Annotated in this window: 18 protein-coding genes and 1 tRNA gene; 9 read left to right on the top strand and 10 right to left on the bottom strand. The window is 60.0% G+C overall.

From position 1 onward, the window contains the following. Positions 1-24 precede the first annotated feature (24 nt). The 3 genes from grxC (at position 25) to EKH79_RS06390 (ending at position 2,013) form a co-directional block, all read left to right on the top strand. Positions 25-288: a glutaredoxin 3 gene (grxC, locus tag EKH79_RS06400; protein ID WP_126672928.1), complete on the top strand. Its 264-nt coding sequence runs from the start codon at positions 25-27 to the stop codon at positions 286-288. Continuing rightward, positions 285-674 carry a carboxymuconolactone decarboxylase family protein gene (locus EKH79_RS06395; RefSeq protein WP_126672927.1) on the top strand — a complete coding sequence of 130 codons (390 nt, stop codon included), beginning with the start codon at positions 285-287 and terminating at the stop codon, positions 672-674. Before grxC ends, EKH79_RS06395 begins: the two co-directional genes overlap by 4 nt. A gap of 325 nt (positions 675-999) precedes the next feature. Further along, positions 1,000-2,013: an isocitrate dehydrogenase gene (locus EKH79_RS06390; RefSeq protein WP_126672926.1), complete on the top strand. Its 1,014-nt coding sequence runs from the start codon at positions 1,000-1,002 to the stop codon at positions 2,011-2,013. 275 nt (positions 2,014-2,288) lie between these two features. Here EKH79_RS06390 and EKH79_RS06385 read toward each other — a convergent pair whose 3' ends face one another. The 8 genes from EKH79_RS06385 to EKH79_RS06350 form a co-directional block, all read right to left on the bottom strand. After that, on the bottom strand, positions 2,289-2,756 hold the full coding sequence (locus EKH79_RS06385; RefSeq protein ID WP_126672925.1) for a carboxymuconolactone decarboxylase family protein: 468 nt from the start codon (positions 2,754-2,756) through the stop codon (positions 2,289-2,291). Positions 2,757-2,795: 39 nt separating this feature from the next. Beyond that, positions 2,796-3,695 carry an RNA polymerase sigma factor SigJ gene (gene sigJ, locus EKH79_RS06380; protein ID WP_126672924.1) on the bottom strand — a complete coding sequence of 300 codons (900 nt, stop codon included), beginning with the start codon at positions 3,693-3,695 and terminating at the stop codon, positions 2,796-2,798. A gap of 57 nt (positions 3,696-3,752) precedes the next feature. Continuing rightward, positions 3,753-4,676, bottom strand: coding sequence for an aspartyl/asparaginyl beta-hydroxylase domain-containing protein (locus EKH79_RS06375; RefSeq protein ID WP_325050587.1), 924 nt, complete (start codon positions 4,674-4,676; stop codon positions 3,753-3,755). 113 nt (positions 4,677-4,789) lie between these two features. Then, positions 4,790-5,578, bottom strand: coding sequence for a bifunctional hydroxymethylpyrimidine kinase/phosphomethylpyrimidine kinase (gene thiD / locus EKH79_RS06370; protein WP_126672923.1), 789 nt, complete (start codon positions 5,576-5,578; stop codon positions 4,790-4,792). Between the two features lie 38 nt (positions 5,579-5,616). Then, a complete protein-coding gene (locus EKH79_RS06365; protein WP_126673082.1) occupies positions 5,617-5,883 on the bottom strand; it encodes a GIY-YIG nuclease family protein in 267 nt (88 codons plus the stop codon). A 108-nt stretch (positions 5,884-5,991) separates the two neighbouring features. Continuing rightward, entirely contained in the window at positions 5,992-7,371 is a 1,380-nt protein-coding gene (locus EKH79_RS06360; RefSeq protein WP_126672922.1) for a PhoH family protein, read from the bottom strand. A gap of 70 nt (positions 7,372-7,441) precedes the next feature. After that, the gene (locus tag EKH79_RS06355) at positions 7,442-7,903 is read right to left on the bottom strand and encodes a peroxiredoxin (RefSeq protein WP_126672921.1); all 462 of its coding nucleotides are present in this window, start codon (positions 7,901-7,903) and stop codon (positions 7,442-7,444) included. A 105-nt stretch (positions 7,904-8,008) separates the two neighbouring features. Then, positions 8,009-8,572, bottom strand: coding sequence for a glycine cleavage system transcriptional repressor (locus EKH79_RS06350; protein ID WP_126672920.1), 564 nt, complete (start codon positions 8,570-8,572; stop codon positions 8,009-8,011). Between the two features lie 114 nt (positions 8,573-8,686). On the opposite strand from EKH79_RS06350, the gene dapA reads away from it, so the two are divergent. Next, entirely contained in the window at positions 8,687-9,580 is an 894-nt protein-coding gene (dapA, locus tag EKH79_RS06345; RefSeq protein ID WP_126672919.1) for a 4-hydroxy-tetrahydrodipicolinate synthase, read from the top strand. 57 nt (positions 9,581-9,637) lie between these two features. Then, positions 9,638-10,228, top strand: a complete 591-nt coding sequence (locus tag EKH79_RS06340; protein ID WP_126672918.1) for a hypothetical protein — start codon at positions 9,638-9,640, stop codon at positions 10,226-10,228. A 70-nt stretch (positions 10,229-10,298) separates the two neighbouring features. Here EKH79_RS06340 and fdxA read toward each other — a convergent pair whose 3' ends face one another. Both fdxA and EKH79_RS06330 read right to left on the bottom strand, forming a co-directional pair. After that, complete coding sequence (fdxA, locus tag EKH79_RS06335; RefSeq protein ID WP_126672917.1) at positions 10,299-10,622, bottom strand: ferredoxin FdxA; 324 nt, start codon at positions 10,620-10,622, stop codon at positions 10,299-10,301. Between the two features lie 48 nt (positions 10,623-10,670). After that, a tRNA-Glu gene (locus tag EKH79_RS06330) sits at positions 10,671-10,746 on the bottom strand. A gap of 182 nt (positions 10,747-10,928) precedes the next feature. Here EKH79_RS06330 and pcnB point away from each other — a divergent pair. The 4 genes from pcnB to panC are packed head-to-tail and all read left to right on the top strand — an operon-like array spanning position 10,929 to position 14,514. Then, a complete protein-coding gene (gene pcnB / locus EKH79_RS06325) occupies positions 10,929-12,281 on the top strand; it encodes a polynucleotide adenylyltransferase PcnB (protein WP_126672916.1) in 1,353 nt (450 codons plus the stop codon). Then, complete coding sequence (gene folK / locus EKH79_RS06320; protein ID WP_126672915.1) at positions 12,278-12,760, top strand: 2-amino-4-hydroxy-6-hydroxymethyldihydropteridine diphosphokinase; 483 nt, start codon at positions 12,278-12,280, stop codon at positions 12,758-12,760. The genes pcnB and folK overlap by 4 nt, the downstream gene beginning before the upstream one ends. Positions 12,761-12,814: 54 nt before the next feature. Further along, positions 12,815-13,645, top strand: a complete 831-nt coding sequence (gene panB, locus EKH79_RS06315; protein ID WP_126672914.1) for a 3-methyl-2-oxobutanoate hydroxymethyltransferase — start codon at positions 12,815-12,817, stop codon at positions 13,643-13,645. Between the two features lie 23 nt (positions 13,646-13,668). Further along, positions 13,669-14,514, top strand: a complete 846-nt coding sequence (gene panC, locus EKH79_RS06310) for a pantoate--beta-alanine ligase (RefSeq protein ID WP_126672913.1) — start codon at positions 13,669-13,671, stop codon at positions 14,512-14,514. Positions 14,515-14,520: the final 6 nt, after the last annotated feature.

Raw genomic sequence — 14,520 nt, 5'->3', positions numbered from 1 at the left:
CGCAGGTTATTTCGGAGTTTTGCAATGCCCAAGATCGAAGTCTATTCCACCGCGGTATGCCCTTACTGCGTGGCCGCCAAGAACCTCCTGAAGGCCAAGGGCCTTGCCTGGGAGGAAGTGCGTGTGGACACCGATCCGGCGCAGCGCGATCTGATGCTCCAACGCAGCGGCGGCCGTCGCACGGTGCCGCAGATTTTCGTCAACAATCACCACGTTGGCGGTTACGACGATCTGGTCGCTGCCGATCGCAGCGGCAAGCTGACGGCACTTCTGGGCGAAATGGCATGAGCAGCGAAAAGGATCGCCTCGCCGAATTCACCGCTTTTCGTCAACGCATGAACGAACGCATCCTGGGTGAAGACAACCAGGTCGTGCGGCGCTTCTTCGCGCTCGATACGCAAACGTACAAAGCCGGCGCGCTGGATGTGAAGACCAAGGAAATGCTTGGTCTGGTCGCATCAATGGTGCTGCGTTGCGACGACTGCATCAGCTATCACGTCGCGCAATGCAAGGAAGCGGGCGTGACGCGCGAAGAGTTCTTCGAAGTGTTCAGCGTGGGCCTGGTGGTGGGTGGGTCGATTGTGATCCCGCATCTTCGCCGTGCCGTGGATTTCCTGGATCAGCTGGAATCCGGCAGCACCACCCAGGGCGAAAACTGCAGCGAACATCCGTGAACGCTTTTGCTCCCTCTCCCCATCGGGGAGAGGGCTGGGATGAGGGGAACAATCTTGCGTAAGTGGTGATTCAAAGCCGGCTCCGATGCATGTCATCGCGAGCGTGGCCCCTCACCTCAATCCTCTCCCCGCAGGGGAGAGGAGGCGAATGCAAAGAGCCATCCTTATTCGATCTGATGCAACGCTCCGTGCGAGGATTTCCAACGCTCCAGTCCCGTTTCGGGCTGTTCGACGACAGCCGCATCGGCGATAATTGACGGGTTTTCAGCCTGGCGCCCATTCCCCTCGCGCTGGCGTCCCCCGCTTCAATCCAAGGAGTTTCCCCATGAGCAAGACCATCGCGGTGATCCCGGGCGACGGTATCGGCCCGGAGATCATGAGCGCTACGTTGCACGTGCTCGATGCGCTCGAATGCGGCTTGAGCTACGACACGGTCGAAGCGGGCATGATCGCGCTGGAAAAGCATGGCGATCTGCTGCCCAAGGCAACACTTGAGGCGATTGCCAAGCATCAGGTGGCGCTGAAGGGGCCGCTGACCACGCCGGTGGGCGGTGGTTTCACCTCCATCAACGTCACACTGCGCCGCCACTTCGACCTGTACGCCAATGTGCGTCCGGCGATCAGCTTCCCGGGCACCAAGGCGCGCTACGAGAACATCGACATCATCACCGTGCGCGAGAACACCGAAGGCGCGTATCTGGCCGAAGGCCAGACGCTGTCGGAAGACGGTGAAGTAGCGACCTCGATGATCCGCAACACGCGAAAGGGTAGTGCGCGCATCGTGCGTTACGCCTTCGAGATGGCGGTCAAGAAAGGCCGCAAGAAAGTCACCGCGGTGCACAAGGCCAACATCATCAAGACCGCTTCGGGGCTGTTCCTGAATGTGGCGCGTGAAATCGCCAAGGAATACCCGCAGATCGAGTTCAACGAGATGATCGTTGACAACGCCTGCATGCAGCTGGTGATGCGTCCGGAGCAGTTCGATGTGATCGTCACGACGAATCTTTTCGGCGACATTCTTTCCGATCTTTGCGCGGGTTTGGTGGGTGGCCTTGGGCTTGCTCCGGGCGACAACATCGGCGCGAACGCGGCGATCTTCGAGGCGGTGCATGGTTCTGCGCCGGATATCGCCGGCAAGGGCGTTGCCAATCCGTGTGCGCTGTTGCTGGCTGCTGCGGACATGCTTGATCACCTTGGCATGGTCGAGAAGGGCACCAAGCTGCGTCAGGCGATTCGCGACACGATGGCGAATGATCGCGATCATGTGACGCCGGATCTGGGTGGCAAAGGCAATACGCAGAGTTTCGGCGAGGCGATTGCGAAGCGCGTTAAAGCCTGATCGTGTGATCACCCGCAAAAAAAGCCGCCTATAAAGGCGGCTTTTTCTTTTCGCAGACTTCCCAATATTCCACACGCTTCTACAGTGCCGTCATTGACCGGCTGCGCCGTTGAAAAGCGCTTCGGCGCAGGCCGGAATCCAGTGACTGTATCGCTCGGTTTTCGCGACATGCCGGAAATAAAATACGCATTACGAAGTCAGCGTTAATGCAAAAATCGACGCCATGTCGCCACTGGATTCCGGCCTGCGGCGGAATGACGGCGCAGAGGCGATGGTTAGGCGACCTTGCGAGTGACCGGCTGGAATGAACCCGCTTCCGTCTTGCTCGGTATCGCAATCCGATTCCAGCTATTGATCATGATCACCAACAAATTGAGATCCATCAGCTCACGCTCACTGAACTCGGCACGCGCCTGCTCATAGATATCATCGGGAACGCCGTGCACCGGATCCAGCCGCGTCACCGCTTCGCACCATGCGAACGCCGCACGTTCACGCGCGCTATAGAACGGCGCTTCGCGCCAGGCCTGCAGCAGATACAACCGTTGTTCGGTCTCACCATCGGCGCGCGCTTCCTTGCTGTGCATATCGATGCAATACGCACAGCCGTTCAGCTGCGAAGCGCGCAACATCACCAGATGCACCAGGCTCTTCTCAAGCCCGGAATGATCGATATACGCCTTCATCGCAAACAGCGGCTTAAGGGCTTCAGGATTGTCAAAATAGGAAAAACGGGCTGACATGGGGGAATCCTCGTGTGAAAGGCGACCCATTTGGGTCGTTCAATGCAAGGACGTGCCAGCCTGCGATTTCGTGACAGCTTCCAGTCGAGCCAGTTTGGCGGGGTTGCGAAGGACTTGCATGGACACGATCTGATCGTCGTTGCACTCGATCCAGATTACGGTAACGAGCTTGCCATCAGCCCACGTCAGCAGAGCGGGGGCGCCGTTGACCACCTGCAGCTGGCGCTGGATCTGATGGCCTTGTTCCTTGAGGTTGATCTGCAGATACAGGCGCGCGATGCGTTCCGCACCGTGCAGCGGACGCAGCGTGGCCGTGACGGCGCCGCCGCCATCCGCAACGTGCACCGCATCGGCGGCGAGCAGCGCGTGCAGATTCTCTTCCGTGGGCTGCTCCAGAGCCGCCGCGAAACGCTCCAGCAGATGTTGCTGCGTTTTTGCGTCACTCGTAAAGCGCGGCCGATCCTGACGCACACGCTGCCGGGCGCGATGGACACGCTGCCGGCAGGTGTCCTCGGTAATGCCCAGCATGGCCGCCGCTTCGGCATGGCTATAGTCGAAGACCTCGTTCAACAGGAACGCAGCACGCTCTTCCGCACTCAACCGCTCCAGCAAAAGAAGAAACGACAAAGTGAGCGTTTCTGCATGCTCGGCTTGTTCTTCCGGTTGCTCGCTGGCTTCAATCAGTGGTTCGGGAAGCCAAGGGCCGGTGTAGTGGGCACGCTCGACTTTTGCGTGACGAAGACGGTCCAGTGCAAGGCGCGTGGTGACCGAAACCAGCCAGGCTTCGGGATCGTCCAGCTGGCTTTTATCCTGCGCGTGCCAGCGCATCCACGCATCGTGCAGTACGTCTTCTGCATCGGCTGGGGTGCCGAGCATGCGGTAGGCAAGCCCAAGCAGACGAGGCCGTTGCTTTTGAAAATACTCGGTGTGGTTGTCCATGACCGTTTTCCGGTGACCTGTAACTAGGACGTACCACGCACCGAAAACGTGACGGGTTCAGTGCACGAACGGCCAGGGTGCCAGGAACACCAGCCAGATGAAGATCAGCATGCCCGTGTACTTCACTGCGCGGAACAGGCGCGGGTATTTCCGCTTGAAGGCGCGGTTGCGTTCGCGGCTGCGCTGATTCAGCGCAAACATGCGATTGACGAAACCGGTCTTTTCTTCCGGCGATTCGGTGTTGGGCGAAGCGGTGATCTTGCCCATGAATGCACCGACGCGATGGTTGATCGCGTTCATGAAACCGGTGCGCAGCGGGCGCTCGACATCGGCGAACAGAATCACGCGTGTCTGATCGGTCTTGTTCTCGACCCAGTGCACGTAGGTTTCGTCGAACACGACGTCTTTGCCGTCGCCCCACGCGTGTTCTTCTCCGTCGACGAAGATGCGGCAGTCGCGCGAGTTGGGGGTGATCAGGCCAAGGTGATAACGCAGCGAGCCGGCGAAGGGATCGCGATGCGGATTGAGTTTGCTGTTCGGTGCCAGCGTCGCAAACATAGCGGCTTTTACGCTCGGAATCGATTTGAGCAGCGCGACGGTTTGCGGGCACAACGTTTCGGCGGAGGCCAGTGGCTCGCCGTACCACTTCAGGTAAAAACGTTTCCAGCCCTGCTTGAAGAAACTATTGAAGCTTGCGTCATTGTTTTTTTCTGCGGCGCGGATATGCCCGTCGTCAAACAGCTGCAGCGCCTCCTCGCGGATGGTTTTCCAGTTGGCTTGCAACAGATCCAATTGAGGGAAACCGCGACGATCCAGAATGGGTTTGGCCGGGACCGCCGAGAACGCATACATCAGCAGGTTGTACGGCGCGAAGATGGCGGAGTGATCGACCAGTTGGCGATCGAAGCGCAAGCGCGCGCGTCCACGCAGATGCACCAGCAGCACGCACAGGGCGAAGGCCAGCAACACGTAAAGGATGATGAAGCGGGGACTGAGGAAATCCATCGGGAATAACGGCTCGGGTCGCGCCAGGCGCAGGATCGAAATATGTGGCCGGTTGGCCATTGCGCAATGATTTTACGGCTTTTTGCCGATTAATGATTCAGCACGTAAAGATCGCCGCCGCCCGGCTTGTACCCGCGTTTCAGCGCCCGATGCACGTACGCCGTGGCTCGGCGCACCGCGGATCGTGCGGTATGGCCTTTGGCCAGTTCGGCGGCAATGGCCGATGCCAGGGTGCAGCCGGTGCCATGCCCTTCGACAGGCAGCCTGGCGTGGCGGACTTCCATCATTCCGCTTTCGTCGAAGAAGCGATCAATCACCTCGTCGCCTCGTGCGTGGCCGCCTTTCAGCAAGATCGTGCGGGCGCCGAGGGCGCGCAACGTTTCCCCGGCATTCACCATTTGGTTCGCCGTGCGCAGCGGGCAACCGATCAAGGCTTCGGCTTCCGGCAAGTTGGGAGTGAGCACATCGGCGAGCGGAATCAATTCATTGACCATGGCATCGATGGCGTCCTCATCCAGTAGCCGGGAGCCGCTGGTGGAAATCATCACCGGATCGACCACCAGCCACGCCGGTTTGCGTTTGCGCAATTCACGAGCGACGAGGCCGACCGTCGCCGCATTGCCGAGCATGCCGGTTTTTACGGCGGCGATGGGGAAGTCGTCGAACAGCGCTTCGATCTGGCTTTGGATATGTTTGAGCGGAACAGCGTGTACAGCAGTAACGCCGCGCGTGTTTTGCGAGGTAATCGCGGCGATAACGGACAGGCCATGCACGTCATGCGCATGGAATGTTTTCAGATCCGCTTGAATGCCTGCACCACCGCCGGAATCGGATCCGGCGATGGTCAGTGCTATGGGTGGATTTAACGTACGCGCCACGCTCTTCGCTCGTCATTCCGGCGTAGGCCGGAATCCAGTTACAGCAAGGTTGGATAAAGATCGGACCACTCAGGGTTCTCGCCTTCGATAAGGCGATTTTTCCAGAGACGTTTCCACCCCTTCAATGCTTTTTCGCGAAGTATGGCGGATTCCATAGTGGGGTGCAGTTCGTACCAAACGAGCAAATCGACATTGTAGCGATGAGTGAATCCTTCAACCGCATGACTCTTGTGTTGCCATACGCGCTTCACCAAGTCGCTAGTCACGCCGATGTACAACGTGCCATTTTTGCTACTGGCAAGCATATAAACACAAGGATTGTCGCCAATCCATGGCGTTGTCTCCACTGGATTCCGGCCTGCGCCGAAGCGCTTTTCAACGGCGCAGCCGGTCAATGACGATCAAGAGCCTTACTACAGCGCCTCCGAGGCGAAATCAGCCAAGCGCGAACGTTCACCGCGACGCAGCGTGATGTGCGCCGAATGCGACCAATGCTTGAAACGGTCGACGGCGTAAGTCAGGCCCGACGTGGTTTCGGTCAGGTAGGGCGTATCGATCTGCTCGACGTTACCCAAGCAGACGATCTTGGTGCCGGGACCTGCGCGCGTAATCAAGGTTTTCATCTGTTTCGGCGTCAGGTTCTGCGCTTCGTCGATGATCAGATAACGCGACAGGAATGTGCGGCCACGCATGAAGTTGAGCGAGCGGATCTTGATGCGCGAAGCGAGCAGGTCGTTGGTGGCCTGACGCCCCCAGCTGCCACCTTCTTCCGGATTGGCGAGCACTTCGAGGTTATCGGTGAGTGCGCCCATCCACGGCGTCATCTTTTCTTCTTCGGTACCTGGCAGGAAGCCGATGTCTTCGCCGACAGAAACCGTTGCGCGGGTCATGATGATTTCGCGATAACGCTGCTGATCCATTACCTGCGCCAAGCCGGCAGCGAGTGCAAGCAAGGTCTTGCCGGTGCCGGCCGTGCCGAGCAGCGTGACGAAATCCACATCAGGATCCATCAACACGTTGAGCGCGAAATTCTGCTCGCGGTTGCGCGCGGCGATGCCCCATACGCTGTGATTGCTGTGGCTGTGATCGTCCAGCAACACCAGTGTTGCGCGTTGCTCGTCGACATGCAGCACACGCAATTCAACGCTGTTTTCGCCTGGCAGGAACAGACATTGCTGCGGATACCAATCTTCATCTTCCCTGCGATCGACCTTGTAGAAGGTGCGACCACGCTCGTTCCACGACTGCACTTCCGGATGCTTGTCCCAGAAGTTTTCCGGCAACTCGGTCGAGCCGGTGTAGAGCAGGGCGAAATCGTCGAGCGCGCGATCGTTTTCGTAATCCTCCGCATCGATGCCGTAGATCTTGGCTTTGATGCGCAGGTTGATGTCTTTGGTGACCAGAATCACCGAGCGTTCCGGATTCTGATCGCGCAGTTCGATGACCGACGAGAGAATCTGGTTATCGGCTTTGCCGTGACCGTTGCTGGTGCGCTGCTGGAAATACAGGCGGCCGACCGCGCCGCCGCGCTTGAGCGTGACGCCTTGCGGGTTGGTCAACTCCAGACCGTTGCTGATGCCATGACCGTTGCCGCGTTCGATCAGCTCATTGAGAAAGCGGCTGACCTGGCGGCCATTACGCGAAACTTCCGAAGCGCCTTTCTTCTTTTCATCCAGTTCTTCCAGCACCGTCATCGGAATGAAGACGTCGTGTTCTTCGAAGCGGAACAGTGAGGTGGGATCATGCAACAGCACGTTGGTATCGAGGGCGTAGATGCGCTTGCTTCCGGTCATGCGGAAGGAACCTCATAGGGCTGGAGGTTAGAGGGACGTAGCACGTTGGTGAATGCGTGAGACGTGGAAATCACCGGCTGGGTATCGCGTCGAGCACCGCCTGGGCATGACCGGGCACTTTCACGCCCCGCCACTCCGCGGCGAGCTTGCCGTCGGGGTCGATCAGAAAGGTACTGCGTACCACGCCCATGTGACGTTTCCCGTACAGCACCTTCTCGTGAATCACGTCGAAGGCGTTGCACCAGGTTTCTTCAGCATCGGAAACAAGCGGAAACGGCAGCCCCTGCTTGCTGGCGAAATTGGCGTGGGATTTTACGGAGTCGCGCGAAACGCCGACGATTTCGGCATGGCGTTTGCGGAATTTCGGATAGAGGTCGCGGAAGTCTTTCGCTTCGTTGGTGCAACCGGGGGTGCTGTCCTTCGGGTAGAAGTAGACGACTACCCATTGTCCCTTCAGTGAATCCAGTTTCAGCGTGCTGCCGTCGCCAGTGACGCCTTGCAGCTTAGGAACTTTCTTTCCTAGGTCGGGCATGAGTTCTCCGGAAGCCTGACTGAGTTTTGCGCTTGCCTGGGATGGAGACTAGCGCGTGTCGGGCAGTGGAAAACAGCCTTGTCAGATTGATCCTAGCGGAGCATCCTAGAACTTCACCGGATCCATGATGGCGTCCAGATTCAGGCCATCGCAGAACTCGAGAAAATCGTCGCGCAAAGCGGCAATGTGGATTTTATCCGGCACCCCGATCGTGAACTGCGCCTGGAACATCGCGGCGCCTGTCTGCATGGCCTGATAGCGCATCGAGCTCAATTGCTCGACGCTGATTTCGTGGCGGCTGAAGAAATCGACGATCTTCACCAGGATGCCGGGCCGATCGGACGACACCACTTCCACGAGGTAGGGCAGCAGGTGGCCGCTGGGTTCGCGTGGCACCGTGCGGTAGTAGGTCAGGCGCAGTTCTTCTTCACGCGCCAGCTTGGTCAGCGCCGTTTCCAGTTTCGCCACCGCGTCCCAGGCGCCCGTCGCGAGCAGGGTGAGCGATGTATCGATACCGACGGTGGAGACGCGCGCATCCGACAGGTTGCAACCGGCATCGGCGATACGACGGGCCAGCGCGAGCAACGGCGTGCGTGCCGCGGGAGTCAGCGTCTGGATCACTAGGTGATGGTCGTTGCTGGATCGCGCGGAAAAAGGAGTGGTGGACATGGAAAATGGCGATCCCGTGTCGTGCGGGACGACGACAGACGATAGCCGAGCTTACTTGCCCGTCCCGCGAGCCCGCAAGTAATATGCAGGGCTCAGTTTTGTGCGGATCGCACCATGGATATTCGCGGAAGCATCTGCGCGCTGGTTACCCCGTTCGGTCCGGATGGGGGGCTCGATCTTGCGGCATTCGGCCGCCTGCTCGATTTCCAGATCGCAGGGGGCACCCAGGCAGTGGTCGTCGCTGGTTCCACCGGCGAAGCTCACATGCTCGAACATGATGAATACGATCGATTGCTGGCCTTTGCGGTCGAGCGCGTTGCTCGTCGCATCCCTGTGATCGCTGGAACCGGCGAGGCGGGCACGGCAAAAACTGTGGCTCTCACGAAACGCGCCCGTTCTCTGGGTGCCGATGTGGCACTCGTGGTGGCCCCGTATTACGTGCGCCCCACGCAGGAAGGTCTGCGCCGTCATTTCCTCGAAGTGGCCGAACACGGTGGTCTGCCGACGCTGCTGTACAACGTGCCGACCCGCACCGCCTGCGACATTTCGCCCGATATCACGGCGGTGCTGCGCGATCATCCGGCGATCGTCGGCATCAAGGAAGCGCGCGGCGATGCCGAGCGCATCAAGCAAACTGCGGAACTTGTTCGTTCGGATTTCGTCTATCTGTCCGGTGACGACCAGACGGCGGGTGATGCCATGCTGCAGGGTGCAGCGGGTACCATTTCGGTCGTGGCCAACCTGGTGCCCAGGGCTTTCCGTGCACTGTGCGATGCGGCCACCGCGGGCGACCGCGCGGCGGCAGCGCGCTGCAATGCCGCCCTCGATCCGCTGGTGCAGGCGCTCAATTGCGCGCCGAACCCGATCGCGGTGAAGGCCGGCCTGCCCGATCTGGGGCTGGGAACCGCCGTGCCGCGGTTGCCGTTGGTCGAGCTGGAACAGGGTCCGGCACGTGAACAGTTGCGCAAGGCCCTGGCGACTCTGGCATCCTTGGCGGATGCCGCCTGAACGATTGGCTGTCCCGACTTCAATAATTCACTACGGAACATCACGGAATCCCTCTACATGAAGAAATTTTCTCTCGCCGTTGCCCTGCCGGCCCTGGCTCTCTCTGGCCTGCTACTTTCGGGCTGCGGCATGTTCCGTAGTGAGCGCGCGTGGCAGAACGCTAAGCAGGAATCCCCGCTGCAGATCCCGCCGGGCATGGATACACCTTCGGCCAGCGCGGCGCTGGTGATTCCGCCGGAAGGCAGCAATCAGCCCTCGGCGAACGGTGCGACGGCGCGCGTGGGCAACAATCCGGGGACGATTACGGACGGCTTCATCATGGCCGACAATCCGCAGGACACCTACCGCCGCGTAGGCGAGGCTTTGGCCAACGGCGATCTTGGAACGCTGCAAAGCCACGACGACACAGCGCTTAGCTACACGATCAGCGTGATGGCTTCCGACCAGCCGGTGGAAAAAGCAGGCTTCTTCGGCCGCATGTTCGGCAAGGGCAGCAGCTCCAGCGGTCCGACGGTCGCTCCGCGCCAGATTGTGGTTAGCGTGACCAATAGCGGTCAGGGTTCGAGCCAGGTTCGCGCACAGGGCGAAGCCGCTGCTGTGGCCAAGGTGGTCGACAGCTTGAAGTCTCGCCTGGGCGGCAAGGGCTGAGCGAGCGCTCAGTCCTCGCAAGAGATAAAAAAAGCCGCCCAATGGGCGGCTTTTTTGTTCGTGAAACGGCTCAGCGCTCGAGTAGCTTGAGCTTGTCGGGCTTGCCTTCCCATTCTTTCGCGTCGGCCAAGGCGTCTTTGCGCTGCGTGATCACCGGCCAGGATTTGGCCAGTTCCTTGTTCAGCGCGGTGAAGGACTCTTGCCCGGCGGGCACGTCGTCTTCCGGATAAATCGCGTTGATCGGGCACTCGGGTTCGCACAACGTGCAATCGATGCACTCGTCGGGATTGATGGCCAGGAAGTTGGGACCTTCATGGAATGCGTCGACAGGGCAGACTTCAACGCAATCGGTGTATTTGCATTTGATGCAGTTATCAGTGACGACAAAAGTCATGCTGCCGTGTGCCTGCTTTGGATCGGAAGTCCGATCATAATGGAAGGGTGGCGCTCCCAACGAGGTTCGAACTCGTGTTCCCGCCTTGAGAGGGCGGTGTCCTAGACCGCTAGACGATGGGAGCGTATTGCTGCAAGGCGCGGTAGTATAGCTGAATTGTCCCGCCCGGCAACGCGCTAGGGCGGTGACGAGCACTGTTGGATACGCTCACAGGACAATGCATTTGGCCGCGATAATCGGGCCAAGCCGGCAGGCTTGTTTGGGCCATGCCATTGGAAGATGAATGCTCCCAAGGACTTTGATCGCTTGAATTCCAAAGCCAGGAACGACGCCAAGCACGCGCTGCGCATCATTCCGCGCGAGCAGCACACGATCTCTCGCAAGAACATCAGCAAAGCTGCGTTGCGTGTGCTCTATCGTCTGAATGAGGCCGGTTACGACGCCTATCTGGTAGGTGGCGCCGTGCGCGATCTGCTGCTCGGCGGTCACCCGAAGGACTTCGACGTCGCCACCAATGCGACGCCGGACGATGTGAAGAAACTCTTCCGCAACTGCCGACTGATCGGTCGCCGCTTCCGCCTCGCGCACGTGGTGTACGGATCGGAGATCATCGAGGTGGCCACCTTCCGCGGCACCAGCGAGGAAGAAGGCGAGGGTGATCGGCACATCGTCGATGGGCGCATCGTGCGCGACAACGTCTGGGGCACGATCGAGGAAGATGCGCTGCGCCGCGACTTCCGCGTCAATGCGATGTACTACGGCATCAACGATTTCGCCGTGCGCGATTACGTCGGCGGCATGCAGGATCTGCAAGATCGCGTGCTGCGCCTGATTGGCGACCCAGCCACGCGTTATCGCGAAGATCCCGTGCGCATGCTGCGCGCGGCACGCCTTGCCGCAAAGCTCGATTTCCGTATCGATTCGTCGGCGTCGGCACCGTTTGCGGAGCTGGGGCCGTTGCTCAGCTCAGTGGCGCCAGCGCGGCTTTTCGACGAATCGCTCAAGATGTTTCTCACCGGGCATGGCTTGAAGAGTTTCCGCATGCTGGAGCAATGCGGGCTGCTCAAATTCATGTTCCCGGCCACGGCGCGCGCGCTCAAGCGTGGCGACAAGGCGTTGCGCGAGTTGGTCGAGCAGGGCCTGGAAAGCACCGACGCACGCATCAGTGACGGCAAATCGGTCACGCCGGCATTTCTGTTCGCGGTACTGCTGTGGGGCGAGGTACGCGATCTGGCGCACACCTGGACCACGCAGGGCAAAGACGCCAACGAAGCATGGTCGCGTGCAGCGACGCATGTCGTAGCCGAACAATGCCAGCGCGTGGCGATTCCACGCCGCTTTACGATCACGATGGAAGAGATCTGGTCGCTGCAACCGCGCTTCGAACAGATTCAGCGCAAGAAGGTGTTTCGCCTGCTGACGCATCCGCGTTTCCGCGCGGCATTCGATTTTCTGTTACTACGTTCGGCCGAATCGCCCGCCATGGGCGAGCTCGGGCAATGGTGGGCACATGCGCAGCAATTGCCGCATGAAACCCTTGCAGCGGCGCTGCCGTTGCAGAGCACGAACGCCGCGGGCGAGGTCGAACTGGTGCGCAGCACCGCGCCGCGCAAACGCAAGCGTCGCCGTAAACCCGCGGGTAAATCAGGAACCACTTGATGCGCGCTTACATCGCGCTTGGCAGTAATCTCGGCGATTCCAGGCAGCAACTTCTCGACGCGATCGAGAAGTTGTCGCGCCTTCCGAACTCTCACGTGCTGGCTCGCTCGCGTCTTTATCGCACGCCGCCGTGGGGCAACGTCGAGCAGCCTGATTTTCTGAACGCGGTGGTGGCATTTGAAACGCCGATGCCGCCGCATGACTTACTCGATGCGTTGCTTGAGATCGAACGCGAAGCAGGACGCACGCGTCTTGGCGAACGTTGGGGGCCGCGCACGCTCGATCTGGATCTGCTCCACGTGATGGGCCAAACGGTGAACGATGAACGACTCACCTTGCCGCATCCGCATATTTCCGAGCGGGCATTCGTGTTGCTGCCGCTCAACGATGTGGCGCCCGATCTTGAAATTCCCGGGCAAGGCCGCGTGAGTAACCTGCTGCGAGCCGTTGATACGCAAGGCTGTGAGGCAATGGCTTGAGCCTTTGCCGTCCCAAGCCGGATAATTGTTCACCGCAGCATTGAAGGAATGGCCGTGTACGTCGAAAACGCAAGCGCTCCCGCTCGCAAGCCGGTGACCGTACCGAGTCTGCATGCGATGAAGGCGGAAGGGCGCAAGATCGTCATGCTTACCGCATACGACGCGAGCTTCGCCACGCAGGTGGAGCAGGCCGGTGTGGATATCGCGCTGGTTGGCGATTCGCTGGGCATGGTGGTTCAGGGGCATCGCAGCACGTTGCCGGTCACGCTCGATCAGATGGTTTATCACACCGCCGCAGTGGCGCGTGGTTTGTCGACGACGTTGTTGGTCACCGATGTTCCGTTTCTCGCCGATCGCGATGCTGCATACGCATTGGAAGCCGGCGCGCGTCTGGTTGGCGAAGCGGGCGCCGCGATGCTCAAGATCGAAGGTGCTTCACCGCATATCCTCGAAGCCATTCATGCGCTGACCGAGCGCGTCATTCCGGTCTGCGCGCATCTCGGGCTTACGCCGCAATCGGTGCACAAGTTTGGTGGATTCAAGATTCAGGGCCGCGAGCATGACGCGGCCGAGCGCGTCTACAACGAAGCGCTGGCCGTGCAGGACGCCGGTGCAGACTTGCTCGTCCTGGAAGGCGTTCCTGCCGCGTTGGGCGAGCGTATAACCAAGGCGCTTAAAATCCCCGTCATTGGCATCGGCGCTGGCCCGCAGTGTGACGGACAGGTGCTGGTGATCTATGACATGCTGGGCATCACGCCCGGCAAGCGTCCAAAGTTCAGCAAGGATTTTCTCGCCGGCCGCCAATCGGTCAGCGAGGCGATCGCAGCGTATGCCGCCGATGTTCGTAGCGGTGCCTTTCCGGCCGCCGAACACAGCTTCAATTAAATCCGTTCAAAGAGCGAGTATTCATGCAAACCTTGCAAGACGCAGCGGGATTGCGAGCCACCATCCGTGGCTGGCGATCGCAGGGGCACACGGTCGGCTTCGTGCCGACCATGGGCAACCTGCACGCTGGTCATCATTCGCTGGTGAAACTGGCGCGCGCGCGCGCTGATCGTGTCGTGGCAAGCGTGTTCGTCAACCCTACGCAGTTCGGGCCGAACGAAGATTTCGAGCGTTATCCGCGCACCATGACGCAGGATCAGGCGGGTCTGGCCGAATCGGGTTGCGATCTGCTGTTCGCGCCGGATGTCGCCACCATGTATCCATTTGGCCCGGAGCACAGCGTCAGCATTCACTTGCCGCAGATCACCGACACCTTGGAGGGCGAGTATCGGCCGGGTCATTTCGACGGCGTCGCCACGGTCGTGTGTAAACTGTTCAACCTGGTTCAACCGGATATCGCGATATTCGGACAGAAAGATTTCCAGCAGCTCAAGGTGATCGAGCGCATGGTGCGGGACCTTGGGTTGCCTGTGAAAGTGATGGGCGCGCCGACCCAGCGCGCGGACGACGGTTTGGCGCTCAGCTCCAGAAATCAGTACTTGTCACCGGAAGAGCGCGCCCTATCCGTGACCATTTACGAGACCCTGCAACAAATGCGCGATCTGGTCGCCAAGGGCCACCATCCGAAGGTGGTGGAGCAGGCGGCCGCGTCCAAGCTGGAACGTGCCGGCTTTGTCCCCGATTACGCTGCCATCCGGCGTGCGGAAGACCTTGCCGAGCCTGCCGAGACCGAGCGGGAAGGGCTGGTTGCCCTCATCGCCGCCAAGCTCGGGACCACCCGCCTGATCGACAACTTGTTGTTCGATTAGGCCATC

The organism is Dyella dinghuensis, from assembly GCF_003977615.1.
Taxonomy (GTDB): domain Bacteria; phylum Pseudomonadota; class Gammaproteobacteria; order Xanthomonadales; family Rhodanobacteraceae; genus Dyella_B; species Dyella_B dinghuensis.
The sequence above is the reverse complement of the archived record's forward strand: the minus strand, read 5'-3'. Positions and strand labels throughout refer to the sequence as shown.

What these genes read in the sequence shown, in the direction of transcription:
- grxC (WP_126672928.1), top strand. Translation starts at nt 25, where the DNA reads ATGCCCAAGATCGAAGTCTATTCCACCGCGGTATGCCCTTACTGCGTG.
- EKH79_RS06395 (WP_126672927.1), top strand. Translation starts at nt 285, where the DNA reads ATGAGCAGCGAAAAGGATCGCCTCGCCGAATTCACCGCTTTTCGTCAA.
- EKH79_RS06390 (WP_126672926.1), top strand. Translation starts at nt 1,000, where the DNA reads ATGAGCAAGACCATCGCGGTGATCCCGGGCGACGGTATCGGCCCGGAG.
- EKH79_RS06385 (WP_126672925.1), bottom strand. Translation starts at nt 2,756, where the DNA reads ATGTCAGCCCGTTTTTCCTATTTTGACAATCCTGAAGCCCTTAAGCCG.
- sigJ (WP_126672924.1), bottom strand. Translation starts at nt 3,695, where the DNA reads ATGGACAACCACACCGAGTATTTTCAAAAGCAACGGCCTCGTCTGCTT.
- EKH79_RS06365 (WP_126673082.1), bottom strand. Translation starts at nt 5,883, where the DNA reads ATGCTTGCCAGTAGCAAAAATGGCACGTTGTACATCGGCGTGACTAGC.
- EKH79_RS06360 (WP_126672922.1), bottom strand. Translation starts at nt 7,371, where the DNA reads ATGACCGGAAGCAAGCGCATCTACGCCCTCGATACCAACGTGCTGTTG.
- EKH79_RS06355 (WP_126672921.1), bottom strand. Translation starts at nt 7,903, where the DNA reads ATGCCCGACCTAGGAAAGAAAGTTCCTAAGCTGCAAGGCGTCACTGGC.
- EKH79_RS06350 (WP_126672920.1), bottom strand. Translation starts at nt 8,572, where the DNA reads ATGTCCACCACTCCTTTTTCCGCGCGATCCAGCAACGACCATCACCTA.
- dapA (WP_126672919.1), top strand. Translation starts at nt 8,687, where the DNA reads ATGGATATTCGCGGAAGCATCTGCGCGCTGGTTACCCCGTTCGGTCCG.
- EKH79_RS06340 (WP_126672918.1), top strand. Translation starts at nt 9,638, where the DNA reads ATGAAGAAATTTTCTCTCGCCGTTGCCCTGCCGGCCCTGGCTCTCTCT.
- fdxA (WP_126672917.1), bottom strand. Translation starts at nt 10,622, where the DNA reads ATGACTTTTGTCGTCACTGATAACTGCATCAAATGCAAATACACCGAT.
- panC (WP_126672913.1), top strand. Translation starts at nt 13,669, where the DNA reads ATGCAAACCTTGCAAGACGCAGCGGGATTGCGAGCCACCATCCGTGGC.